20 protein-coding genes are annotated in these 25116 nt (G+C 62.6%); 4 read left to right on the top strand and 16 right to left on the bottom strand.

Features of this window, described 5'->3' with window-relative positions; all coding sequences use genetic code 11:
* Window positions 1-62 precede the first annotated feature (62 nt).
* The 10 genes from KHO31_RS06720 to KHO31_RS06675 all read right to left on the bottom strand — a co-directional run bounded on the left by KHO31_RS06720 (window position 63) and on the right by KHO31_RS06675 (window position 13260).
* Window positions 63-1229 (bottom strand): glycosyltransferase family 4 protein, encoded by a 1167-nt coding sequence (locus tag KHO31_RS06720; RefSeq protein ID WP_201079345.1) that lies wholly within the window; start codon window positions 1227-1229, stop codon window positions 63-65.
* Window positions 1226-2485 carry a glycosyltransferase family 4 protein gene (locus KHO31_RS06715; protein ID WP_211622921.1) on the bottom strand — a complete coding sequence of 420 codons (1260 nt, stop codon included), beginning with the start codon at window positions 2483-2485 and terminating at the stop codon, window positions 1226-1228. The genes KHO31_RS06720 and KHO31_RS06715 overlap by 4 nt, the downstream gene beginning before the upstream one ends.
* Window positions 2482-3945 carry a glucose-6-phosphate isomerase gene (locus KHO31_RS06710; RefSeq protein ID WP_201079347.1) on the bottom strand — a complete coding sequence of 488 codons (1464 nt, stop codon included), beginning with the start codon at window positions 3943-3945 and terminating at the stop codon, window positions 2482-2484. The genes KHO31_RS06715 and KHO31_RS06710 overlap by 4 nt, the downstream gene beginning before the upstream one ends.
* Before the next feature lie 3 nt (window positions 3946-3948).
* Window positions 3949-5154, bottom strand: coding sequence for a glycosyltransferase (locus tag KHO31_RS06705; protein ID WP_201079348.1), 1206 nt, complete (start codon window positions 5152-5154; stop codon window positions 3949-3951).
* A 118-nt stretch (window positions 5155-5272) separates the two neighbouring features.
* Window positions 5273-6205 carry a glycosyltransferase family 2 protein gene (locus tag KHO31_RS06700; protein ID WP_211622919.1) on the bottom strand — a complete coding sequence of 311 codons (933 nt, stop codon included), beginning with the start codon at window positions 6203-6205 and terminating at the stop codon, window positions 5273-5275.
* Between the two features lie 61 nt (window positions 6206-6266).
* Window positions 6267-8465 carry a polysaccharide biosynthesis tyrosine autokinase gene (locus tag KHO31_RS06695; protein WP_201079420.1) on the bottom strand — a complete coding sequence of 733 codons (2199 nt, stop codon included), beginning with the start codon at window positions 8463-8465 and terminating at the stop codon, window positions 6267-6269.
* A gap of 146 nt (window positions 8466-8611) precedes the next feature.
* Complete coding sequence (locus KHO31_RS06690) at window positions 8612-9850, bottom strand: polysaccharide biosynthesis/export family protein (protein ID WP_201079350.1); 1239 nt, start codon at window positions 9848-9850, stop codon at window positions 8612-8614.
* Complete coding sequence (locus KHO31_RS06685) at window positions 9844-10299, bottom strand: arsenate reductase/protein-tyrosine-phosphatase family protein (protein WP_201079351.1); 456 nt, start codon at window positions 10297-10299, stop codon at window positions 9844-9846. Before KHO31_RS06685 ends, KHO31_RS06690 begins: the two co-directional genes overlap by 7 nt.
* 28 nt (window positions 10300-10327) lie before the next feature.
* The gene (locus KHO31_RS06680; RefSeq protein WP_201079352.1) at window positions 10328-11773 is read right to left on the bottom strand and encodes a UDP-glucose dehydrogenase family protein; all 1446 of its coding nucleotides are present in this window, start codon (window positions 11771-11773) and stop codon (window positions 10328-10330) included.
* Window positions 11774-11862: 89 nt separating this feature from the next.
* Window positions 11863-13260 (bottom strand): undecaprenyl-phosphate glucose phosphotransferase, encoded by a 1398-nt coding sequence (locus KHO31_RS06675; protein WP_201079353.1) that lies wholly within the window; start codon window positions 13258-13260, stop codon window positions 11863-11865.
* Between the two features lie 643 nt (window positions 13261-13903).
* Between KHO31_RS06675 and KHO31_RS06670 the strand changes: the two genes are divergently transcribed.
* Window positions 13904-15457, top strand: coding sequence for a mannose-1-phosphate guanylyltransferase/mannose-6-phosphate isomerase (locus KHO31_RS06670; protein WP_328822712.1), 1554 nt, complete (start codon window positions 13904-13906; stop codon window positions 15455-15457).
* Between the two features lie 225 nt (window positions 15458-15682).
* Here the strand turns inward: KHO31_RS06670 and KHO31_RS06665 are convergent, their stop codons facing one another.
* Window positions 15683-16843: a transposase gene (locus KHO31_RS06665; protein WP_201079354.1), complete on the bottom strand. Its 1161-nt coding sequence runs from the start codon at window positions 16841-16843 to the stop codon at window positions 15683-15685.
* 583 nt (window positions 16844-17426) lie between these two features.
* The gene (locus KHO31_RS06660; protein ID WP_201079355.1) at window positions 17427-17723 is read right to left on the bottom strand and encodes a YciI-like protein; all 297 of its coding nucleotides are present in this window, start codon (window positions 17721-17723) and stop codon (window positions 17427-17429) included.
* A gap of 453 nt (window positions 17724-18176) precedes the next feature.
* On the opposite strand from KHO31_RS06660, the gene KHO31_RS06655 reads away from it, so the two are divergent.
* The 3 genes from KHO31_RS06655 (at window position 18177) to KHO31_RS06645 (ending at window position 20175) form a co-directional block, all read left to right on the top strand.
* A complete protein-coding gene (locus KHO31_RS06655; RefSeq protein ID WP_201079356.1) occupies window positions 18177-18476 on the top strand; it encodes a PsiF family protein in 300 nt (99 codons plus the stop codon).
* Window positions 18477-18782: 306 nt separating this feature from the next.
* Complete coding sequence (locus KHO31_RS06650) at window positions 18783-19229, top strand: hypothetical protein (protein WP_201079357.1); 447 nt, start codon at window positions 18783-18785, stop codon at window positions 19227-19229.
* 358 nt (window positions 19230-19587) lie between these two features.
* A complete protein-coding gene (locus tag KHO31_RS06645) occupies window positions 19588-20175 on the top strand; it encodes a BPSL1445 family SYLF domain-containing lipoprotein (RefSeq protein WP_201079358.1) in 588 nt (195 codons plus the stop codon).
* A 109-nt stretch (window positions 20176-20284) separates the two neighbouring features.
* On the opposite strand, the gene KHO31_RS06640 is transcribed toward KHO31_RS06645, so the two are convergent.
* The 4 genes from KHO31_RS06640 to KHO31_RS06625 form a co-directional block, all read right to left on the bottom strand.
* Window positions 20285-21352 carry a glycosyltransferase family 4 protein gene (locus tag KHO31_RS06640; protein ID WP_201079359.1) on the bottom strand — a complete coding sequence of 356 codons (1068 nt, stop codon included), beginning with the start codon at window positions 21350-21352 and terminating at the stop codon, window positions 20285-20287.
* Window positions 21353-21587: 235 nt separating this feature from the next.
* Entirely contained in the window at window positions 21588-22754 is a 1167-nt protein-coding gene (locus KHO31_RS06635; RefSeq protein ID WP_201079360.1) for an AAA family ATPase, read from the bottom strand.
* Window positions 22755-22821: 67 nt separating this feature from the next.
* Entirely contained in the window at window positions 22822-24234 is a 1413-nt protein-coding gene (gene otsA / locus KHO31_RS06630; protein ID WP_211622917.1) for an alpha,alpha-trehalose-phosphate synthase (UDP-forming), read from the bottom strand.
* Between the two features lie 350 nt (window positions 24235-24584).
* On the bottom strand, window positions 24585-24941 hold the full coding sequence (locus KHO31_RS06625) for a Rap1a/Tai family immunity protein (protein WP_201079362.1): 357 nt from the start codon (window positions 24939-24941) through the stop codon (window positions 24585-24587).
* Between the last annotated feature and the right edge of the window lie 175 nt (window positions 24942-25116).

Raw genomic sequence — 25116 nt, 5'->3', positions numbered from 1 at the left:
CCCAATACAAAAAGGCCTGATCGTCACGGTTCAGGCCTTTTTTCTACTACGTCATCAAGCCTTCAGTGCACCCCACCCGCCGCAATCGCCTCGCTATACACGGAGGCCACTCGCTTCGCGATCACCGAGTTGTCGAAATTCTCGCGTGCATAGCGGCGGCAGGCATCGGCATCCGGCAACTTTAGTGAGCCGTTCAACGCGCCCGCCAGACCTGCGGCAATCGCCTTCGCTCCCGTCTCCGGCAACACCAGATTCGGCGACAAGCCCGCCACCGCTTCCGGCAAACCACCTACCGGCGTCACCAGCACGGGCGTGCCCGAAGCCAGCGATTCAACGGTAATCAGCCCGAAACCTTCGAGCGCGACCGTCGGCACCACGCTGATATTCGCCGCGCGATACAACGCCGCCAGATGCTGATCGGGCACGAAGCCCAGCAGCTTCACGTTGTCCTCCAGACCCGCCGCGGTGATGCGCGCCTGCAACTCGCCTTCGAGCCGCCCCTTACCCGCGATCAGCAGCAGCACATCGGGTTCTGTGCGCTTGAGCAGCTTCACCGCATCGATCAGATCTTCGAGGCCCATGCGGCGCACCAGCCGCCGCACGGCCAGCACGATCGGCCGGTCTTGCGGCAATTGGAGTTTCAGGCGCGCCTCGGCCGGCGTGATCGGCAGATTGAACTGCTCGACATCCACGCATCCCGGCACAACACGAACGCGGTCCGGCGAGATGCGATAGCGGGAAGTCAAGATTTTGCCGAAAGCCTCCGACAACACGATCAGCCGCGACGAGCGCGCATACACCGATTGCTCGAGATAGCGCTTGGCACGCTGGCCGAGCGAATCGGCGCCTTCCACGTGACTCTCATCGGCCCACGGCCCCTGAAAATGCGAGACCTGCGGAATGCCGCGTGTCACGTCGAGACCCGGAAACGTGTACAGCGCGAAGTGCGACGAAATCACGTCGGGGCGCGAGGTGCCGATCTCCTGGCGCAGCGCGCGGCGTGCGGCCATCAGGCGCAGCGGCAACGATTGCGCGGCTGAGCCGAAACCGTTGATCGCGCCACCGGTGTCCGCGGCGACTTTAGGCGAGCCGGCCACCACGCCGCGCACCGCGACGCCCGCACCCGGCAATGCGCCGACCAGCGAGTAGTACATGCGGTCGAGGCCGCCCGCGCGCTCGGGAAACCAGTGCATCCCGATCTGCAGCGATTTGATTGAGCTCGTCGTCATGATTGTTGCCCCTGTGCGTTCTGTGCGTTGTTGTGGATTGTCTGCCGGGCCAGCGTGTTCAGCGTTAGCGCGTCGGTCTTGGCGACCACCGCCGCTTCCGTTTCGCTGCGCCGGCGGTCCTTCTGCTGCCCCGCCAATTGCCGGTACAGCGCGATGTATTGCGCGGCCATGCGCGCCCAGCCGAAGCCCGTCGCCAGTTCATTGGCGGCGACACCCATCGCGCGGCGCGCGTCGTCGTTGTCGGCAAGATGCGCGACGGCGCCGGCCAATGCTTTGGGATCGTCCGGATCGTCGAGCACGATGCCGCATTCCGGCGTGATGATTTCCGCGCCGCCCGCCGTGCGTGCCGTAACCACCGGCAGGCCCGCCGCCATCGCTTCGAGCAGCGACAGGCTCATGGCCTCGTAGCGCGACGGAAACACGAACGCGTCGACCGAATGCATCAGCACCGGCATCTCCTTGACGAGCCCGAGAAAATGCACGCGGTGCGCAATACCCAGCGCCTTCGCCTCTTCCGGATACGGACTGCCCGGCAGGAACCCGGCCACCGCGATCTGCACGTGTTCGGGCAGATGCGTGAGCGCGGCCAGCACCGTGCCGAGGTTCTTGCGCGGCGTGCGCAAATCGCCGACGAACAGCAGCAGGAAGGCGTCCGCAGGCAAACCAAACTTCGCGCGGTCGCCGGTTGCGGCCGCGAAGCCTTGCGTATCGACGCCGTTGTAAATGACATCGACCTGGTTATGTGGCGTCAATCCGATCGCGCGGATTTCATCGGCGACCTTTTGCGACACCGCCGTAATGACCTTCGAGCGCCGGTAAGCCCAGCGTTCGAGCCATGCGTTGCAGCGCGTATAGACCGACTGATACGCGGACCACACGCCTTTGGTGAGCCCGAACGGGTAGTACTTGCTGCCGAACCAGCCGCTATGCACAAAGTGCGAGGTGTTGACGTCGGCGGGCGCCCATGTGATGAAGCCATTTACGTGCAACACGTCGAATTCGCGGCGATGCGCGCGCAGCCACATCGCGCTCTTGAAGGCGAACACCTGCTGGCGCAGCAGATTGGTGGGCCACCAGCGGCCGATTTTGATCGGCACCCAGCGGACCTCCGGATGGGCAAGAAGATCCGGGGCGACATGCGACGCGACCAGCGTCACACCGATGTTCTCGTCGAGGGCGGCGCGCGCAATCTCGTGGTTGACGCGCCCCTGGCCGTCGTTATGGCGCACGACGTGCGTGACAATGGCGACTCTCAATCAGTGCCTCCGTGGAGAAATAGCGTGCGTCTGCGGTTCATCTTTTCGTAGTGCACCGCAGAAAGGATCGAAAAAACACTCATGAAAAGCAGCAGCCCGCCCGTGCCCACCAGCGAATTGGTGAACACCAGCATCGCGAAGGTCGCGAGACTGAGGCTCAGGCAGGCGGAAACGAATTTGTCGTTGCGCAGCTTGAACGACGCGAGCGCCGCACGCACCACCAGCCACACGATGCCCGACATGTAGAGCAAGGTACCGGGCCAGCCGAGCACGAACGGGATGTTCATCACGCCGCTGTCGAAGTTGCCGTACTGGCCGAGCTGACCGCCGTCGTTCGAGAGCTTGGTCGAGGTGCCGGTCGCGCCCATGCCTTCGCCGGAGACGTCGGTAAAGGCGGTCTTCGCGAAGGTCGCGTAGAACTCGTTACGCGCGGCGTAGCTCTGGTCGTCACTCAGGTTGACGAGCGTGTTCAGGCGCGCCTGCATCCGCTCGGCGACCGGGCCGACCGTGAGCAGCGGCACACATAGACCGGCCAGCAGCACCGCGCTCGCGACGATCCGCACACGCACCTTGTTGTTCGACTTGACCAGCTGGATCAGGAGCGCGATCACCCAGCCGCCCCACGTCGAACGCACGAGGCTCAGGGCGAACGCAAAGAAACCCAGCGCCGCCGCGACCCAGCGCACGCGGTGTGTCGCCGCCATCACGTAGACCATCGCGCCCATCATCGCGAAAGCGAACGGTCCCGAAGAGTTCATCGTGCTGAATACGCGCACGCCCATCGGCACCGGATCGCCTTGCGAATTCATCTGCGAGCCGAGCATCCACAGCGCGTCCCACGGCGGCATGATGAAGAACTGAATCAGGCCATAGCCGCCCATCACCAGCATGCCCCAGATGAAGGTATTGACGATGGTGTCGCGGTACTTCGGGTACTGGCGCGTGTGCGCCATGATGTGAAAGCCGATCAGGATCGGATAGAGCCAGTTCGCGAGGTCATAGGTTGCGGCGAGCGGCCCGCTCGACATCACGCCGATCATGAACGCGTAGGCGAGCCCCATCAGAATCAGCAGCACCGGCAAGCCGCGCCGCTGCGAAAGCAGCGTGTAGTAACGGAGCAAGGAAAACGCACTGATCATCGTCACCGCGAGCGGCGCGACCTGAATCAGGCTGGTCGGCGTGAACGAGCCTTTGGACCAGTCGGCGAGACGCCGGACCTCCGGGCTCAGGAACCACAGCCACCACATGAAACCGATGTAGCGCGCCGGGCTCTTGAAGTAGAGCCACAGGCCCGTCAGGATCGCGAGCACCGGGAATCCGAGCGTGAGCACCGTGCCCTGATGCGCGATGATCAGCATCGCCGTGATCAGCCACAGCAAGGCCTCCGGCAGCCATTCCTTGCGACCGCTGGACAGACTCCGCCCCGCGCTATCGCCACCGGCTCGCGTGATTGTCGACATCGTTTAGAGGCCTCCGTGTGATTCGCGCGTGCTGGAACGTTGGCCTTGCGCGCCGGCCGCAGCGCGCGGCGTCGTCGTCACGTCCGTATCGGCCCTGGCCGGCGCGGGCCGTCCGCGCGACGCTGCGCGCACGCGCAGCATCTCCTGCGTGATGCGCACGTGCTGCATCGCATAGTTCTGCGTGGTCAGATCGCGCGACAGCAAACCGGCAGCTGCCGCTTGTGCCTGCCTCAACGCATCCGCAGGAGAGGCGGCGAGCTGGTCTACCGCCTCGCGCAACGCCTGCGGGTTGAACGGCGGGATATAAGCCGCTTCGCCCGCCGGAAAATAATCCTGCAACGCGCCGACGTCGGTGACCACCATTGGCTTGCCGACCGCCGCCGCTTCCAGCATCACCGTAATGCCCGAGGCGTGCGTATTCGGCCGCAGCGGCACGACGATCACGTCGGCCCAGTCGTAGAGCTCGTGCTGCTTCTTAATGCCCGAAAACAAGGCGATCTCCACGTTCGGTGCGCGTAGCGAAGCGGGAATCCGCCGGCGTGTCGCGAGCTTCACCGTGTAGCGCGCATCGTTGCCGAAGGCCTTGATGAGCGTCTCCCAATCGCGATCGCGATCGTTGCCGATCGCGGCGATACGGATCGGCGTGTGCGGTTGCCAGTCGGTCGGCGCCGTCACGGGAAAGTCCTGCGTGTTGAGGCCATAAAGGAGCGCTTTCGCGTCGCGGCCGAAGTAGCGCTGGCACAGTTCGGCGTTTTCGCTGGCGAGCGTGGTCAGCTGGTCAGCGCGCGTCATCAGCTTGCGATATAGCCAGCTGCGCAAAATCCCATAGGAAGGCCATTTATCGAGCAGCCACACGCTTTGCGCGAGCAGCAAGGGTTCTGAGCCATCAGCGCCCGCCTTGCGGCCGCTCAGCAGCAGCATCAGCGCGGCGGACAGCCATTCCTGCTCGGTATGTGTCCAGATCACGTCCGAGCGCAACATCTCGGCGCGGTTGCGCCACGTATGAATGATGTCGAACCCGAGCGCCGCCTTCAGCCCGCGGCGCAGCAAACGCACTGGCTTGCTCTCGCGCGCGTCCTGCGAATAGGTCAGGGCGAACGCGTCAGATTGCGCGTGGTGATAGCCGTACAGACAGCCGATGTCGTCGCCCGGCCGGTAAAAGCGCGGGTCGGCGCCGTAAAACAGATGAACGTGAACTTTCGTACTCATGCAGACACTCCGCTCTGCCGGTGGAAAGGAGCATCAGCATGCGCGAGCAGGCGCCGGTGCCGATGCACGAACGTGCGGGACGATTGGGACACGCGGGATCGCGCGGGGTCACGGAGGGTCATGCGGTTCGGGACAGCGCGCGGCGCGCTTCATGCGCGCCGGTACGCACCGCGCGCCAACGCGACAGCCTCAGGCTTGCCTGTTTCGAAACCAGCGCGAGCGCGGCGTGCGTGAGACCCGGATAGACGCGCGTGCCGACCAATGTCCACCACCACCAGGCGGTTTCGCGACGTAGCGGCGGCAACTGGTCGCGCAGGATCAGATGGAAGTTGAAGGCCGCATTGCGCAACGCCGCCATGGTTTGCGCGTCGCGCCGGTCGTCGTCGAAACGTTCGGCCGGGAAATGGTCGACGGCCACGCGCGGGTCGTACATCAGCTTCCAGCCGGCGTTCTTCACCGCGAGGCTGAAGGCCATGTCGTTGTGGACCTGAGCGCCCGCGCCGCGCAGACGCCCATCGAAACGGATCGTGCGGACTGCCTCGCGCCGGTAGCTCATGTTGGCGCCCTTCAGGATGTCGACTTCGCGTGCGCCGCCGACCCCAAGGTGATGATTGCCGATGATCTTGCCGTGCGCTGTCACCTTGCCGACCAGCGGCCGCTCTCCGTCGAGCACGCGGCCTTTTTCATGCACCCAGTCGCGTCCGCCCAGCGCGCCCAGGCGCGCATCGCTGCCGAACGCGGCAGCAATACGTTCGACCCAGTCGACGTGCGGCGCAGCGTCGTCGTCGGTAATCGCGATGACGTCGCCGTTGGCCGCTTCCAGGCCGCGATTCAGGGCGGCGACCTGGCCGGGCACGTCCACCCGCGCAACGGACAACGGCAGCTTGCCCGGCACGGCGGGATCGCGCAGGCAGACATGGGTTGCTTCGTCGTCGGCGCGCGCGACCACCACCACTTCGTCCGGCGCGCGCGACTGCCGTTGCAGCGCCGCGAGGCAGCGCGCCAGGTCGGCCGGGCGGCGGTAAGTCGGAACCAGTACCGTCACTTTCATCGTGATGTCCTTCTTTATCGTGTTTGCGCTGGGATCAGAGCAATGGGCTCAGCCTGACGGCTCAGGTGCTCAGATATTCCTGGACCGATGCGTAGCCGCGGTCGTAGCCGCCGCGCGCGCGCGCCGGCATACCGTTGAAGATGCCGCCCTGCACGTGTACGCCGGCTGCGCGCAGACGTTTCAGTGCCTCCGCGATCTCGCCTTCGTTGTGCACGCCCGAACGAACCACGAAGAAGGTCGAACCGGCATACGCCCCGATGATCGACGCATCCGTCACGGCCAGCACCGGCGGCGTGTCGATCAGGATCACGTCGTAGCGCTTCGCGAGGCCGTCCAGGTATTGCGGAAGACGCGGCGACATCAGCAGTTCCGACGGATTCGGCGGACGACGCCCGCAGGAGATGAAGCTCAAGCCTTCAATATTCGAGCTGCGGATCGCTTCCTCGAGCGAGATCTGCCCGCTCAGCAATTCCGACAGGCCGTTGTCCTGCACACCGCCTACATAGCGTTCGAGCACCCCGCGACGCATATCGCCGTCGATCATCAGCACACGTTTGCCTGAGTTCGCCAGCAACACCGCCAGATTGACCGTCAGAAAACTCTTGCCGACGCCGGACATAGGGCCTGTCAGCATGACGATGCGGTTCTTCGCGTCCATCATCGTGAATTGCATGGACGTGCGCAGGCTGCGCAGGCTTTCGATCGTGACATCCTTGGGCCGCGCATTCGCCAGCACCGCGCGCAGGCGTTCGCCGCCGCGCTGGAAGCTGCTTTCGAGCACAGCCTGTTCGGCGCTCAAGGGCACGAGACCGTACACCGGCAGATGGAAGGCGCGCTCGATATGGTCGGGGTCGTCGATACCCTTGAACATATTGCGGCGCAGGAACACGAAACCGGTGCCGCAGATCAGGCCCAGAATCACCGCCGCCGACAGGATCAGCACCTTCTTCGGCTTGACCGGCGCACCCGGGCGCATCGCCTGGTCGACGATATGCACGTTGCCGCCGGTACCGGCCTTCTGCACCGACAATTCCTGCACACGGTTGAGCAGCAGCACGTAGATGTCTTCTGCCACCTTGGCGTCGCGTTGCAGTTGCACGGCCTTCACTTCGGTGGCCGGCAGATCGCGGAAACGATCGGCATATTTGGCGCGTTGCGCCTCCAGTTCGGCCATCTGCTGGCGCGCGGCCACGAGCGTCGGATGGTCGTCGCCATAGCGCTCGGCCAGCTGCGTCATCTGCAGACGCAAAGCGGCGATCTGCTGCTCGTACTGCACACTGCCTTCGAGGTAGACCTTGGCTTCATCGCTCGCATTGATCGAACCGGACTGGCGTTGATACGCGGTCAACGCGGCTTCGGCGCGTTCGAGATCGGCCTTCAGGCGCGGCTCTTCGCTCTTCAGGAAGTCGAGCATCTTGCTTGCGTCGGCCTGCTTGTTCGACACATGCTGACGTACATACGACTGCGCGAGCGCGTTTGCCACTTCAGCAGCGTGCTCCGGGCTCTTGTCTTCCAGCGAAATCTGAATCACGCCGGTTTGCTTGCCCTGCTCCTGCACGGTGATCGCAGACTGGAACGCCGTGATCGCGTCGAGGTCGTTAAAGCGCGTCACGGTGAACTCTTCACCCGGACGGGCCACCAGCTTGCTGACAAGGATCGTCACGCCGCCACCCTGCTCCTGCTGACCGACCTGGCCGCGCAGCAGCAGCGAGCCGTTCTTTGCGTACAGTTCGTAGTGCTGGTCGTCGAACACCTTCATCGTCAGCTTTTCGCCTTCGAGCGCGGGCACCACGTCGATCGAATCGACCTCGGCGTCTTCACCGCCCCAGGCGTATGAGGACAGGCCCAGCCATGGCCGCGCCGGCTGGCCCGGCGTTGCCATGCGCGCGGCGATGCTGCCGAGCAGCGGAATCGTCTTCGGCGCTACGCTGAAGTTCAGCTTCAATTGCTGGACCACCGGGCCGACTACACCGCGGCTCTTGATGATCTCGATTTCGGCGTCGGTCGGCAGCGAGGTCGAGCCGGTGGTGATCGCCGCACCCGTCTGCGTTTGCGTGAGTGCCTGCGAGGTGTTGTCGGACTGCTCGACCCGCACGTGCGCATCGGCCGAATAGATCGGCTTGGCGAGGAAACAGTACGCGGCGGCCAGCGCGACGATCATCCCGGCAATGGCGATCAGCCACCAGATGTCGTCGAGGATCACCTGCACCAGTTGCCCGAGGACAACGTCCTCTTCTTCGGTCCTGATCGGACCGGCCATGTGTGGAGAGATTTGATTGCTCACAATTCGATCCCGTTTCGGTTGCTTCGGCGTGTGCTTCAGCGTGTGCTTCGGCATGTGCCTTGGCGTTTGCTTCGGTCCCGCGCCCTGGGAAAGCGGCGCGGGCCTGTCGACGGCTCAGACGGTTATTTCGTCAACTGCTTCAGGTAGAACAGCGTCTGTATGGTCGGCAGGACCTGCTGCAACACACGGTTGAACGTGGTCGAAGCGGCGGTGCCCACATACACGACATCCATCGGCTGCAACTGGAACTGGGACGACAGCATGATCGCGTCGGGCTGCGTCATGTCGAGGCGGTACACGTCCGGCGTGGTCGGATGCTCGCGCATGCCGCGCATCACGAAGATCTGGCGCGGATTGGCGTCCGTGTCGAGAATGCCGCCCGACTGGGTGAGCGCGTCGGCGATCGTCAAACGGCCCTTCAACATCGGCACCTGGATCGGCGTCTTCACTTCGCCCATCACGAAGATGCGGCTGTCGCTGTGGTCCGGCACGTTGATTACGTCGCCGTTTTGCAGCATGACGTTCTGCGTGGTGTCGCCCTGGTCGAGCATGCGATTGGCGTCGAGCACGTACAGCTTGTTGTTGCGCGTTAGGCGCACCCGCTGGATATCGGCGTCGGTGTTCGTGCCGCCCGAGCGCGTGATCGCGTCGACCAGCGTGAGTGGCACGTCGCTGATGGCGAGCGGGCCCGGCGTCTTCACGTCGCCGGTCACCTGCACTTTCTGACCGCGATACGACAACACACGCACGTCGACCTGCGGATTGCGGATGTAGCGCACGAGGCCGGCGCTCAACTGATCGCGCAACTCGCCTACGGTCTTGCCCGCAGCCTCGATGCGGCCGACGAACGGGAAAAAGATCGTGCCGTCGGCGGCGATGGTCTGGCCGTAGGGATCGGCCTGGCCTGGCAGCGCAGCGGTATACGGCTGCTGCAGGGCGCCGCCGATCGACTGTGTGGTGTTGCCACCCGCCGACAGCGTGCTGCCCTGCGGCGTGGTCAATTCAGGGTGGTCCCATACGGTGATGCCGAGAATGTCCTGCGGCGAGAGCCGGTACACGTACTGCGACGGATCGCTGTAGCGCGAGGCCGGCAGCACCTGCTGCGCGGAGGCGGCGGCTTGCGTCTGTGCCTGCTCGGCGACCAGCGCGCCGTCGATCAGGTGGACCGGATAGGTTTCGTTAGCTTGCTGACTCTGCTGCTTGCCGTCGTCTTTCAGACGGGACGTGTCGAGGTAATTGCCAGGTGCGGTAGCGCAGGCCGACAGAAAGGACGTCAGCAAAAGCGTGGCGGCGAATCTCGATTTAAAACCCGTCGAGTTCAAGTTCGCGAATGTGTGTGTAGCGATTTTTTTCATCAGCATATTTTTTTCAGCCATCCCATGACCAGATGTTCGATGAGCACGAGACTCTCCCTATAGTCGGCTTCCACGTGGCCGTGCGGATCGGCGACATCGGAGTCGTCGTCCCATTTGCCGAGTGGATAGACCTTGCCGCGCGAGGCCGGATCGAGCGCTTCGACCGCGCTCACCTGCGCGCGCTCGGTGACGAGCACCAGGTCGGCTGACCGCACGAGCTTGCGGTCAAGGCGCCGCGAATAGTGGATGCCGGAGGCGACGCCCTGCTCGGCGAGCAGGCGACGCATCACCGGGTCCATGCCGTGGCCGTTCACGGCACGGAGGCCCGCCGAATGAAACGCGATCGGCGCTGAGGACGACCGCGACGACGCGCGCTGCCGGGACTTGAACAGCATCTCGGCGGCAGGCGAACGGCACACGTTGGCGTGGCAGACGATCAGAACGTTGGCGAACATAGCGGGCTCCTTAACGAGGCGTGGCGGCTTACTGGCCGGCCTCGACCGGGTCGGCCGAGTGTGCCGTTACCAGCAGGCCATTCGCGCCGACCTTAGCCGGCGCATTGCGCAGCGCGTGCTGACGGCCGATCGCGTGATACTCGATACCGAGTTCGAGCAGCGCGTCCGGCTCATACAGATTGCGGCCGTCGAAAATCAGCGGCGTGGCGAGACTCTGCTTGAGCAAACCAAAGTCGGGGCTCTTGAAGACCTTCCACTCGGTGAGAATCACGAGCGCATCGGCGCCCTCGGCCGCATCCATCTCCTCGTTCACGAACGACAGGCGCGCATGCTGTTGCGGAACGTCCTTCAGGTCGAGCGCGAAGACGCGTTTCGATTCGTCGATCGCGACCGGGTCGTAAGCCTTCACGCGCGCGCCGCGGCGCAGCAGTTCGGCGATCAGCGGACGGCTCGGCGCTTCGCGCATGTCGTCCGTGTTCGGCTTGAAGGCGAGGCCCCACACGCCGAAGGTGCGGTCCGACAGGTCTTCGCCCAGACGATCGACGATCTTGTGTGCGAGGATCTTTTTCTGCGTGTCGTTGACGGCTTCCACCGCCTCGAGAATGCGCAGGTTGGCCTTGTGGTCGGCTGCCGTGCGAATCAGCGCCTGCACGTCTTTCGGGAAGCACGAACCGCCGTAGCCGCAACCGGCATACAGGAAGTCGTAACCGATACGCGGATCGGAACCGATGCCGCGGCGCACCGCTTCGATATCCGCGCCGACGCGGTCGGCCAGATTCGCGAGTTCGTTCATGTACGAGATGCGCGTAGCGAGCATCGCGTTGGCCGCGTACTTGGTGAACTCGGCCGAGCGCACATCCATGTATAGCGTGCGTTCGCGATTGCGGTTGAACGGCGCATAGAGGCGTTTCATCAGTTCGCGGGCTTTTTCGCCGGGCACGTCTTCATCGCAGCCAAGCACGATGCGGTCGGGCCGCGTGAAGTCTTCCACGGCTGCGCCTTCTTTCAGGAACTCCGGATTCGACACCACGGAGAACATATGGCTGGCGTTGCGCGCGGCCAGTTCCTCGGCGATCACGTCGCGCACGCGCGACGCCGTGCCGACCGGCACCGTCGATTTGTCGACGATCACCTTGAAGGCCGTCATGTGGCGGCCGATGTTGCGCGCGGCGGCGAGCACGTATTGCAGATCGGCAGAACCGTCTTCGTCGGAGGGCGTGCCCACCGCGATGAACTGGATGTCGCCGTGCGCGACCGCAGCCTCGATGTCGGTCGAGAACCTCAGGCGGCCGGCTTTGCGATTGCGCGCAATGATCTCCTGCAGACCCGGTTCATGGATCGGCACGCCGCCGTTGTTGAGCACGTCGATCTTGCGCTGATCGACGTCGAGACAGAACACGTCATGGCCGATGTCCGCCAGACAAGCGCCCGTCACAAGGCCTACGTAGCCACTACCGATGATCGTCAGGTTCATGTATTACACCTCGGAAAATGGAGTTGAATCAGTAAATGAGGTCACGCGTTGAGCTGCGTGGCTGGCGCTGAGCGACAGCCGGAGCCCCCTCAGTACGCGTTGCTGCCCACAAAGCCCTTCCACAGCGTCAGCACGACGATCTTGATGTCGAGCCAGAAGGTCCAGTGCTGCATGTAGTACAGATCGAGCTTGACGCGGCCCATCATCTTTTCGATGCGATCGGTTTCGCCGCGATAGCCGTTGATCTGCGCCCATCCGGTGATGCCCGGCTTGATCCGGTAACGGTGCATGTAACCCTTCACCAGATCCTTGTAGATGTCGTCGTGTTCGAGCGCGTGCGGGCGCGGGCCGACCACGGACATCTCGCCGCGCAGCACGTTGATGAATTGCGGCAATTCGTCGAGGCTGGTGCGCCGCAGGAACGCACCGACCGCGGTGATGCGCGGATCGCGCCGTGTGGCCTGGGTGATCTTGCCGGCCTCTTCCTTGTGCATCTTCATCGAGCGAAACTTGTAGATCTCGAACTGGTTGCCGTCGATGCCCTTCCTCTTCTGGCGGAAGAACACCGGCCCCGGCGAGCTCACCTTCACCATCACCGCGATCGCCAGCATCACCGGTGCCAGCGCGGTCAATGCCGCCAGCGCGAACAGCCGGTCGAAGACGCGCTTGGGCAGCACGCGCAGATCGGTGATCGGCGAGGCGGCCAGGTTGATCGCCGGCACGCCGAGCAGATCGACCATCGGCTGATTGAAGAGCGTCAGGCTGCGCACGTCCGGAATGAAGCGGATGTTCACGAAGTCGTTCTTCAGGTCCATCACGAAGCGATGGATCACCTTCTCCTTCGAGATCGGCAGCGCGAGCCACAGTTCGCGAATCGCGCGCTGTCGCACCAGTTGAAGCATTTGCGCGTAATCGCGCTCGACCGGGACGCCTTCGATCGAGTCGCTCGCATCGGGGTCTTCATAAGGGTTGATCGTGCCTTCCTCATCGAACACCACGACGGGGCTGAAGCCCGTTTCCGGACGGCTGCGCATCTGTTCGATCAGGAAGCGTCCATACGGTGCGCCGCCGACGATCGCCACCGCGCGCTGATTGAAGCCTTCGCGGCGCAGTCCGCGCAGGATCGAATAGATGATCATCTTGGTGACGATCAGCAGCACGATCGTGGCGACCGCCCAATACACGAGCCACAGCCGCGACAGACTGTCCGAGCGGTGCAGGCTGAAGCTGATCAGCACACCCGTGACTTCCACCATCACCCAACCGCCCGCGACGCGGCACAGCAGGTCGTAGAGCGGCTTGCCGCGCCACGACTGATAGATGCCCAGCGCGGGAAAGACCACCACCACCAGCAGGCAGTCGAACGCGAGCGACACGCTTTGGACGTCGTCCAGCCACGCCAATTTCCCGCTGTGCACGGCCGTCGCGATGGCGGCGCCGAACACGACCATGGCAATGTCGATGATTCTCGATAGAACGCTCAGCATGCGCTGCCCCTCAGTTCGTCAGTCAAGTGCCATCCATTGGTTGGTTGAATTCGCCTCTCATCCAGTCCGTCCACCGGGCGCACAACGCCGGTATGCGCGCCGGCCAGATAAACGCGCGACGCGAAACTGATTGAGGCGGTGCTAATTTCCCTGCCGCTTTCCGGACTAAAAAAATCCTGAACGGACAATTCGGAAAGCAGGTGTCGAAATGAGTGAATACCCTTGTACAGGTATAGATAAAGCGATATTAAAATTCGGACCGCAAGATAGCAAAATATCTCAAATTGTATCGGTCAAAATTTCGATATTTTTTCCGAATTTTGTGCGGCAATTGTTACCGGATTGGCGTTTGAAATGACCATTTCAGGGCTTTCTGGAAGCCGTTCCGAACCAATCTGTCCGTTTTCCTACAAAGCTTACGTCTCGCCTTTCGTCGCCATTCTGCGTCATTCCTTCGGATAAAAAAATTGCCTGCGATTTTTTTCGGGTAATTTTTCTTTTTTAAAAACCAGTCAGACATTTTTCCTTCACGAAACAGATAATTTTATTTGGCGTTTTATATAGTTTCTATTTAACGCGCTTTTATTGATTCTTTACTTCGTGATAAAACTTGACGCATTCACCCTGCCTCGAGGAGTCCATCATGACAGCTTCGGTTACGGCCACACCCGCCGCCACCCGGTCCACGCAAGCTATGCCCCTTAACGTCAAGCTCAAGGTTCATCCCGTGATTCTGGCGGGCGGCTCCGGCACACGGTTGTGGCCGATGTCGCGTGAGCAGCATCCGAAACAACTGATTGGCCTGCTCGGCGACGATTCGCTGCTGCAATCGACCACCCGCCGGCTCGACGGGCTCGAAGCCGGCCATCTGCTCGCCGAGCAACTCGTCGTAGTGGCCAATGAAGAACAGCGCTTCACCACGGCCGAGCAATTGCGCACGAGCGGCAAGCCGACCCGGCTGATTCTCGAACCGGCCGGGCGCGACACGGCGCCGGCGCTGACGGTGGCCGCCCTTTCGATCGCCGCGCAGGATGAAGACGGCATCATGGTCGTGATGCCCGCCGATCACGCCGTGACCGACATCGACGGCTTTCACGCGGCGGTGGCCGCCGGCGTGCAGCATGCGGCCGCCGGCCATATCGTGACGATGGGCATCGTGCCGACGCGTGCGGAAACGGGCTACGGCTACATCCGTATCGGCGCGGCGCTTGGCACGCCTAACGACGCTCGCGCAACAGACATCGATTCAGCTGGCAAGATCGGCGCGCACAAACTCGATCGCTTCGTCGAAAAGCCGCATCTGGAGTTGGCGCAGCGTTATATCGAATCGCAGGAATACTGGTGGAACAGCGGCATTTTCATCATGCGCGCATCGACCTGGCTGAAGGCGATCCACCATTTCCAGCCGGCGATTTACGAAGCCTGCGAAGCGGCGTTTGCAGGCGGCAAAGCAGACGGCGATTTCTTCCGTCTGCAACGCGACGCGTTCAGCGCCTCGCCGTCGAATTCGATCGATTACGCGGTGATGGAACAACTGGGCAACGATCAGACCGCCGCGTCCGGCGTGGTGGTGCCGCTGCAGGCGGGCTGGTCGGACGTGGGCTCGTGGGACGCGATCTGGGACATCTCGGAGAAGGACGCCGATCAGAACGTGGGCCGCGGCCGCGTGATGTTCGAAGGGGCGACTTCGACTTTCGCGCATTCGGAAGGACGCCTGATTGCCTGCGTCGGCACGCAGGATCTCGTGGTCGTCGAAACGGCCGACGCGATTCTGGTCGCGGACAAATCGCGTGTGCAGGACGTCAAGAAGATTGTCGGACGGATTCGTAACGATGGCGGCCTGGAGGCGGCCAGCCATCGCAAGGTGCATCGCCCGTGGGGCAACTACGATTCCGTCGACACCGGCGAGCGCTTCCAGGTGAAACGCATCGTCGTGAAGCCCGGTGCGCGGCTCTCGCTGCAAATGCATCATCACCGCGCGGAACACTGGATCGTCGTGCGCGGCACCGCGCTCGTCACGCGAGGCGAAGAGCGCTTCATCGTCTCCGAAAACGAATCGGCTTATATTCCGCTGGGCGTGACCCATCGTCTCGAGAACCCGGGCAAGATGCCGCTCGAAATGATCGAGGTGCAGTCGGGTTCGTATCTCGGCGAGGACGATATCGTGCGCTTCGACGACACGTATGGACGCCAATGAAGCGTGTCATTGAAGCAAATCGCTGAAGCATGCCAATGAGGAACGCCGGTGAAGGAGGCCGGCGGGCAACGTTAAAGCGGCGCCCAGGCAGCATCGATTCAGCGTCAATCAGGCAACACCAATGATTCACAACGGAAGAAGCGGGAACCTGCGGCGGTTGCTCCTACCGGCCGCGGGGTACTGTCGTGTTAGTTGCCGCGCTTACAGCCGTGCTGGCCGCCGCGCTCATCCCGCATGGGAGATGAGTTCTGGATACGACGGGAAACGATCTGATGCACTGCTTTCGGTCGCGGATGCAGCTGGTTTCGCAGATGCGGCCGGTTCGCCGGGGTAACGGCGCAGCGGTCCACGGAACCCATTGAGCGGACCATGCAAAGGGCCGCCGTGATTCACCGTAACCGGCTCCGGCACATGACGCATGGCCGGCAACGGACGCGCCACCGCGGTGGCGTTGACTGCAGGTGCGGCATCGGCTGCAGCCTGCGTGCGGCATTCACGGTCAATCCACTGCCGCGCCCATTCGAGCGCATATTGCTCCGCCGCGTCGGCCTCCTCAAAGCGCGGGCCGACGAGGCCGGAACGCTCGACGCGTTTGCCGTCCTTCATGATCTCCGCCCACGCGCGATACATGGCGCTGGGCACCTGCTCCGCCGCCACGTAGATCACATAGCCGCGCCGGTCGGCGACCTGCGTGCCGCGTGGCGCGAGGCTCATCGACAGCGGGCTGCGCTGATCTTCAAGCTGTTGCGTGTGACGTGCCGACGTGATGGCCGAATCCAGACTGCGCATAGCCGCGTCCACGGCCCGCACTTCGTCCATGCTCCGCAGATCGGCGCGCATGGCAGGCCGTGCTGCGAGTGACGAGGACGCAGCAGGAGCCGGCACCGGCGGCACGTTCGTCAGCCCGGACAATTGGCGCGTGATATCGGCGATCGGATCGGCCGAACGCCATCGGCTAAGACTGTTCGAGATGCCGGGCGCCTGCCAGGACTCGGGGCTCTTCCACGTCACGCCACGCAGACCTTCGTCGCGCACGCTGGGCGTTTCTGCGACCGGAGCTGCCGGCTTGGCCGCGACGGGCGGCGCCGGTTGCGGGACGTACGCGAAGGTGCGCCCGGTGGCCTGCGACAACAGCCGAACCATCTCGAGGAGGGTGCCGTTCAATTGCCATTCTTCGAAACGGCGCCGGCATGTAGGCCCCGACGGATAGCGGCCCGGCAGCTTCGACCAGGGTTCGCCCGTTGTCAGAATCCACAGGACGGCATTCGCCACGATACGCGGTTCGGCGCGGGGCCGGCCGCGTCGGTTCAGACGGACGGCCGGCTCATCAGAGACAAGCGCTGCCAGCAGCGCCCATTCGTCATTGCTTAGCTCATCGAAAAACATTGGGTTTTCTCCACGCAGCCTGGCCGGGCCGCGGCGTTGGACGGCCACGGATTCAACTTTCACGATCCGTGTGCAGCCCGCGGTTGCACAAATATGTTTTGTACGTTCTGTTTGCTGGGTCAATGTCGCACTGGCTTAGTGCGGTTTGTCCCTATTGCGAAGCACAAAACGTGGTCTCACTCGTGCATGGGAGAATTTGTGCACGAAGCATACCATCACCAGGGTTTGCGTGAATATCGTTGAGACAAGTGTTACGGATGGAAACAATCTTGTCCTTTTTGCTGCGTCGCCCCACCTATTGCTGTAACAGAACGGCTGGCAGTTCAGGCTTCAAAAGTCACTATTGCACGGCACAATGGCACGGCAATGGCGGCAAATTGATTTTGTGAAACCGATATTTGATCCGCAATGCATTTCGATGCGTTTTGAACGTATTTTTTGCCCGACGGGGACGTGCACGGGCACAGTGGATGGACAGCACCTGACTGACCTCGAGACACATGGTCGCGCAAGCGAACGCAGCGCTTGAGCATGCGGTTCTCATTCCTCTCGACGCCGCACGGGCGCGCGGATCGGCTTGCTTCTAGCGTACGGGGTTTGCCGCGCCCTCACCCACCACCGTCATCCATGGGCGTACGCGCCAGCGCTCCACGAGTCCCGCGAGCACATACGGATCGGCTCTGGCAAAGGCTTCGGCGGCCGCAGGAGCGTCGCCTTCGAAGAGCAGCATGGCAGTATCCACGGGCTCGGTCAACGCGCCGGCCAGTTTCAATTCACCGCGCGCCGCTGCCGCCCAGGCGAGTTTCAGATGGTCGTCGCGATACGCGCCACGCCGTTCGAGGTAGTCCGGTACGAGGTCATACATCAACAGGTAGTGCATGGCGAGCCTCCTTTGGCTTGCGTGACAGAGACGGCGGGCGGTGCCTCGGCGCAGGGAGTCGAGTCAAGATTACCCCCTTGATCTTCAATGGAATTTTCTGCCTATTTTTTATTCATTTGCACCTGCAGCAATGCGGATCGAATGTTTAGAATTTGATCCGCCATATGGAAATGACGGCGAGCTAATTCATTTGCATGCGTCTCGCCAATTGATCCGGATTGCATAACATATTTTTCACTGCTGCGATTCAGCCGTTTTATTCGCCGGAGCATCGCTCTCCGCCCCGCTGCGTAGGGGAAAACCAGCGTGGGCGCCTGTCAACCAGAATGCTCTTTTATCCGTTCTTCTGGCAAACAGCATTTGCCATAATGGATGTGCCGAGGGGCCCTGGACGCCGTTGACGCCCGCGCGCATGAACGACCAAAAACGTTTTCACCACCGATGGAGTGTCACATGAAAATCCAATCCGCTATCGCTACGCTGGTGCTGGGTGCTGTCCTCGTTTCGCCGGTGTTCGCGCAGAACAGCCAGCAAACGAAAATGGCCGACTGTAACAAGCAGGCCGGCGACAAGAAAGGCGACGACCGCAAGGCCTTCATGCAGACCTGCCTGTCCGCCAAGCCGGTCGCCGCCTCAGCGCCGATGAGCCAGCAGGACAAGATGAAGGCGTGCAACACGCAAGCCACCGGCAAGAAAGGCGACGACCGCAAGGCCTTCATGAAGACCTGCCTGTCGTCCGCGCCAGCCAACTAAAACGCGAGGCGATCGGCGCGGCCCGCACGCCGCGCGTTTCGCCGCGTGTTGCTCGAACAGGGCCGCGTCATTTTCCGGCGCGGCTGCTGCCTTTCTTCTGTCCCGACTCCTGCGCTTTCTTCCGCTCTCCCCGGCAGTTCGTCTCCCCCGCAACCGCCCTTGCTCGACACATCGCTTCGCAGTCCGTCCGCGCGAACGCGCCGTTTTTCTTCTATGATGGCTGCGGAGACGGCCCACCCCCATATACAACATTAGACGGGCCGCCATCTTGTCGTTGGTGCTGCAGAGCATCGATCGGAGGCAAGGATGGTATCGAAGCATAAAAACCGCTGGTTGAGGCGGTGGCTGGTCGTCATCGTATTCTGGGCCGTGCCCGTGGCGATCGTTGCGGTCAGTGAGATCCGGGAAGAAATGGCGTATAACGCCGTCGACCTCGACCGCGAACTGACCACCTGGAATTTCACCGACGCACAACGCGCCGCCGGTGCGCCCGCGCGCTGCCATGGCAAGCCCGACGAGGCGCAAGCCGCCGGCTGCCCGGCCGATGTGCTGGCCGCCAATGCACCGCGCCAGCAGGATGCCCGCAACGAATACACCGTGCGCCGCTCTACGCTGATGGCTTACCTCTGGCACGCGTTCGTCGGCTACTGGATCGTGCCGGCCGTCACGCTGTTCCTGATTGGCGTGTTGATCGGGATGATTCGCCGTGCCTTGCGGCGGCCGCCGGTCAAAAGTCCCGCGAACCATGGGTGAGGACGCGGTACGGCGCCATGACAGCACGTTCAGTTCGATTTCAATGAGAATCGTGAACGCGAAAAATCGGTAAAAACGGGCACCTGATACGGTTTCAGCCCCGCCAACGACACGCCGGCCCATGCCAGGCATGATTCATCGAAAGCCCATTCGAGCGCGCTACACCAGCGTCTTTTTACGCTCCGATGCGGTCGGTCAAAATTACATCGTCACGCCGTGCGATGCTCGAAACCCCCGCCACGCAAGGCTTTTCGCCGAACGGCGAAGCGCTTCTTATACGCTTGCGTGTGATATAACTGAAAGGCAACCCGGCAACACCACTTGAGGTTGCGCCCAGGAACCATGATGGAGAAAAACGATGCAAAGACGAAACTTCATGCTGAAGACTACCGCTGCGCTCGCTTTCGGAGGCCTTGCACTCGCTGGTTGTACAACCAACGGCAGCAGCCCAAGCACACCCTCCACTGATGCATCCAAACGCCAGTCGATCGACGCCAGCGTCGACGGCACCATGTCGCGCCTGTTCACGACCGTGAAGGGTTCGCGCGAACTCGTATCCAAGGCCCGCGGCGTACTGGTGTTCCCGTCGGTCCTGCAAGCGGGTTTCATCGTTGGCGGCCAGTATGGCGAAGGTGCGCTGCGCGTAGGCGGCAGCTCGGTGGGTTACTACAGCACGATTTCCGGCTCGTTCGGTCTGACGGCAGGCGCGCAGTCGAAGGCCATCGTCTTCCTGTTCATGACGCAGGACTCGCTCGACTCATTCCGCAATGCCGACGGCTGGTCGGCGGGCGGCGACGCCTCCGTCGCGCTGGTGAAGATGGGCGCCAACGGCGCGATCGACACAACCACAGCGACGGCTCCGGTCGAAGTATTCGTGCTGACCAATACCGGCCTGATGGCGGATATCTCGCTGCAGGGTACCAAGGTATCGCGCCTGAAGATCTAGGCGCGCGATCCATTTACCGGTCCCGAGCACGGTGGCAATAAAAAAACGGCGATGCGCAGTGCACGTCGCCGTTCTTTTTCAGACTGCCGCGTGAGCGGCTTTAGGCCGCTCAGCTTCCCGACGTATCGATCACCTTGAAGCGCGAACGCTTCTGCGCGCGAATCACCGACTGATACGCATCAACATACTGCTGCGCCATCCGGTGCGATGTGAAACGCTCCTCGAAGCGTTGCCGCACGCCCGCCCGCGGCACCTTATGCAGGCGATTGACCGCAGCCACGGCGCCGATCTCGTCTTCGACGATAAAGCCCGTCACGCCCTCTTCCAGCACTTCCGGCACCGAACCGCGATTGAACGCGATCACCGGTGTGCCACACGCCATGGCTTCAATCATCACCAGGCCGAACGGCTCCGGCCAGTCGATCGGGAAGAGCAGCGCATGCGCGCCAGATAGAAACTCAGCCTTCTGGTGATCCGCGATTTCGCCGATGAATTCGACATACGGCAAGTCCAGCAATGGCCGGATTTCGCGCTCGAAGTATTCGCGGTCGGCGGAATCTACTTTCGCGGCGATACGAATCGGCATCCCGCAGCGCCCGGCAATCCGGATCGCAATATCGACCCGCTTTTCCGGCGAGATACGGCCGAGAAACGCGAGGTACTTCTGCTCGACCGGCTGCGGCGTATAGAGCTGCTCCGGCAGACCGTGATAGACGGTGGTGAGCCACTTGGCCTGCGGCAACGGATGACGCTGCGCATTCGAAATCGAGATCACCGGCGCGGTGTTGAAGGTGTCGAACACCGGCTGTTGCTCGGGCAAGTCGAGACGACCATGCATGGTCGTGACGAAGGGTGTGTCCTGGCGCTTGAAGACCGAAAACGAGTAATAGTCGAGGTGAAAATGCAGCACGTCGAAGTTTTCGGCCTGGCGGCGCACCAGTTCCATCAACAGCATATGCGGCGCGATGCGGTCGCGGATACCCGGGTCCAGACGCAACGCACGCGGCCAGACGGGTTCGAGCTTTGCGCTGGTGACGGAGTCGCCACTCGCGAACAGCGTCACGTCGTGGCCAAGTTCGACCAGCGCCTCTGTGATGTAGGACACGACGCGCTCCGTGCCGCCGTATAGCTTCGGCGGCACCGATTCGGTCAAGGGGGCGATCTGCGCAATTTTCATATTTTGTCTCCGTGAACTGACGGCTTGCGCCAATGGCGGTGCACGTCAGCGGCGCTGAGTATGGCAGCGCCGGTCCTTCTCCATCAATGCGGCGAACGCCGCGCGTCCGCCTGCACCATCCGCATCAAAGCATTATTCATCAGGGCGCGACAAAAAGCCCTTGGACTTGCAATTGCTGCGCGCTGTTACATTCAGCTTACATCCGGTGTCGTGTCTGTTATCCGCTGCCCTGCGGTCATCGCGCCGGCCATTTCCAGGCCGGCAGGTCCCGATCGTCCGCATCGGCGATGCGCGTGGCGCCGAAGTGCTTTTCGAGCACGATCGACTGGCTGCCATTTTCACGTTCGAGCGCCGCGATCAAACGCGCCGCGTGCGACACCACCAGCACCTGGGAATGCGTGGACGCCCGCGCGATCAGGCGCGCCAGCGCCGGCAGCAGGTCCGGATGCAAGCTCGTCTCCGGTTCGTTCAGCACGAGCAGCGCGGGTGGACGCGGCGTCAACAGCGCGGCCACGAGCAACAGGTAACGCAAGGTGCCGTCCGACAGTTCCGCGCCCTTCAGCGGCCGCAGCAAGCCGTGTTGCTGCATCGACACCTCGAAGCGGCCATCCTGAGTCGCGATGTCGAGGTGCGAACCCGGGAAGGCGTCGTCGATGGCGGCGTCGAGCGCAACCGGATCGCCGATTTCGCGAATGGTTTGCAAGGCCGCGGCGAGGTCCGCGCCGTCGTTCGAGAGCACCGGCGTGTGCGTGCCGATCTGCGGTAGACGCGCGGCTGCTTCGGCATCCGTGCGGAAGTGGTCGTAGAAGCGCCACGAGCGAATCTGCTCGCGCACCGTGATCATCTCGGGGGCGGTCCGCGGGTCGGAGAACTCCGTCATCATGCTGTCGAAACTGGCGACGGGTTGGGGAATGGTTTGCCAGTCGCCCTGCTCGTCACGCGTGCGCAGTGCCGCGCCGTGCCGGTCGACCAACAAGGCCGATGGCCGCAGCACGGGACCGCTCCAGATGCACTCGCGCTTGATCGTGGGGTCGAGCGGGAACCGGGTGGCCCTATCAAGCGGCGGCAGACCGAGATCAATCGCATAACCGAATTCATCGCCGGAAAAGCCGAGCCGCAAACTCACCGGTTCTTTGCGGCGCGTGCCCTCGACCGGCATCTCGCCGGCCAGCACCGCGCGCGAGAACCGTTCAGGCCCAGCCCACAACGTGGATTGCAAACCACCTTCGCGCGCGAGCGACGTAATCACACCGCCGCGCGCGGTCTCAGCCAGCAACCGCAGCGAGCGATACACGCTCGATTTCCCGCTGCCATTCGCACCCGTAATGACATTCAACTGCCCGAGCGGCACGATCAACTCGCGTAGCGACCGATACCCTGCGATAGCCAAGGTCCTCAGCATGCGGCCACCTTCCGAACCGACGCGCGCCTTCGGACGCCCGGTAAAACAACTTCGTTAAAGCCCATCATTAGTTATGCCCGCCGCCCTTGCCCGGCTTCTGCACGGGCACGTTGCGCAAATCGTTCAGGAAGGTGTCGCGCCACACGCCGAGATCGTTCTTGCGCAGCGCCGCCATGTTGATCTCATGACGCCGCTGGCGCGCATCGAGCGGCATTTGCAGCGCGCGCTGCAAGGCTTCGCACATGCCAATCGCATCATGCGGATTGACTAGCAGCGCGCCGGTCAACTCCGCCGCCGCGCCAGCGAAAATCGATAACACTAACACGCCGGGATCTTCCGGATTTTGCGCGGCGACATACTCCTTCGCGACGAGGTTCATGCCGTCATGCAACGGCGTGACAAAACCGATCTGCGACTCACGAAACAGCGACATCAGCTTCCAGCGGTCGTACTGCTGATTCAGATAGCGGATCGGCGTGTAATCGAGGCCCGAATAACGGCCGTTGATGCGCCCCGCTTCGTATTCCAGGTCCTGGCGGATCTTCTGGTAGGTGGCGACGTCCGACCGGGTCGGCGGCGCGATCTGCACTAGCGTGACATTGCCGCGCCATTCCGGCGAGCGTTCCAGCAATTGCTCGAAGGCGCGAAAACGTTCAACGAGCCCTTTCGAATAATCGAGCCGGTCGACGCTCATGATCAGCTTGCGGCCTTCCAGACTCTGCTTCAGGTCGAGCACGTGCTGGCGGCTTTCGTAGCGTTTGGCCTGTTCGGCGATTTCGTCGGGGAATACGCCAATCCGATAGACACCCGTGCGCAGCTTGCGGCCGAAGGCTTCGACGTGATTGCCCTCGGTGACAGTGCCGCGCGCGTGGCGCGTCACGTAGTCGTGGAAAGCGAGTTCATCGGTTGCAGTCTGGAACCCCAGCAGGTCGTAGCACGACAGCGATTTCACCAGCTCTTCGTGCGGTGGAATGTTGAGCAGAATCTGCGGTGCGGGAAACGGAATGTGCAGGAAGAAACCAATGCGGTTCGTGACGCCTTCGGAACGCAACGCTTCGGCGAACGGGATCAGATGGTAGTCATGAATCCAGATCACGTCGTCGGGTTCGAGCAGCTTGATCAGCTTGTGTGCGAGCCATGCGTTGACACGCCGGTAGCCCGCATACTCGTCGCGCTCGTAGCGCGCGAGGTCGTTGCGGTAGTGGAACACCGGCCATAGCGTCGCGTTTGAAAAACCGCGGTAGTACTGGTCGTAATCCTTGCGCGTGAGTCCGACGGTCGCGAAGGTCACCACGCCGTCCTGCTCGAGCGTCGGGCCGGCGTTGGCAACGGTCTCGCTCACCACGTCGCCGCTCCAGCCGAACCACACGCCCCCCGCGTCCTTCAGCGCGCCGAACACGCCGACCGCGAGGCCACCCGCCGATCCTTTGGTTTCCGTCGGCGTTGCGACACGATTCGACACGACGATCAGTCGGCCCATGTTGGTCGTCCTCCTTGATTCGCACGGCGCGGCCCGTGTGCTGCAAACGCTTCGCCTGCTTAGGCATTAGCACGCTTCAGCGAAATCCAGCCGGTAAAGCAGGCCGGAAAGACAAAACCGCGCCAGGTTCGTGGATCAGATGGACAGTTCGACCGCGTTAGCGCGCGATCAGTTGCATCTGACCGGCGCATCGCTGATAACTGAAATGTAGCGGGGCTTCGGCGACACTGCTGAGGTCGTCGAGAATTGGCAGCGTCCAGAAGCGGGCAGCCGGCGTTGAGCCGGCATGAAAACAGGCACGCGGCGTAGGGGTCAGCCGCGATTCACATCGAATGTCAGACCAACCACCATTAATTGCCGCTCTTGCAAGGAAATGCCTTGCCGAGCCCCAGCGAGATCGCCGTGCTGGCGTTATAGCCCGCGACGATCGGATTCTCGGCGATGTACTTGCGTACCGCGTCGGTGAGTTGCGCCGAACGCGCATCCGGCGGGAGGCAGAAGTACTGGCCGACGCGCGGCCCGGTAGTGCCGCCGATCGCGTCGATCGTATTGAAGATGCCGTCGGCGGCGCCCTCGATATACGCGGCACACGCGCTACGCGATGCCACATCGGTCTTGGTGCACAGCTTGTTGAGGTCGCCCCCCGTAAACGCAAATGCCGATAGCGGTGCGGCAAGTGCGCTGGCGAAAATCAAAGCCCGCAGCATGGTGTTCCTTTCCAGGGTCGTTTATCAGGCGGTCTTGCGCCGCATCGAACCGGCGCGCCTCGCAACGCGCCAAGTCGTCATTCTGCACTGTTTTGCGAAGCGGCAGGCATGCCGGCGGCCGCTTTCTTCAGGCAATTTTGTGCGGTCCGGTACTCTGGCGGCCGGTAATCCGGTC

This window comes from Paraburkholderia domus, assembly GCF_905220705.1.
In the GTDB taxonomy this organism is placed as follows: Bacteria; Pseudomonadota; Gammaproteobacteria; order Burkholderiales; family Burkholderiaceae; genus Paraburkholderia; species Paraburkholderia domus.
This window is presented reverse-complemented; position numbering and strand designations above follow the sequence as displayed.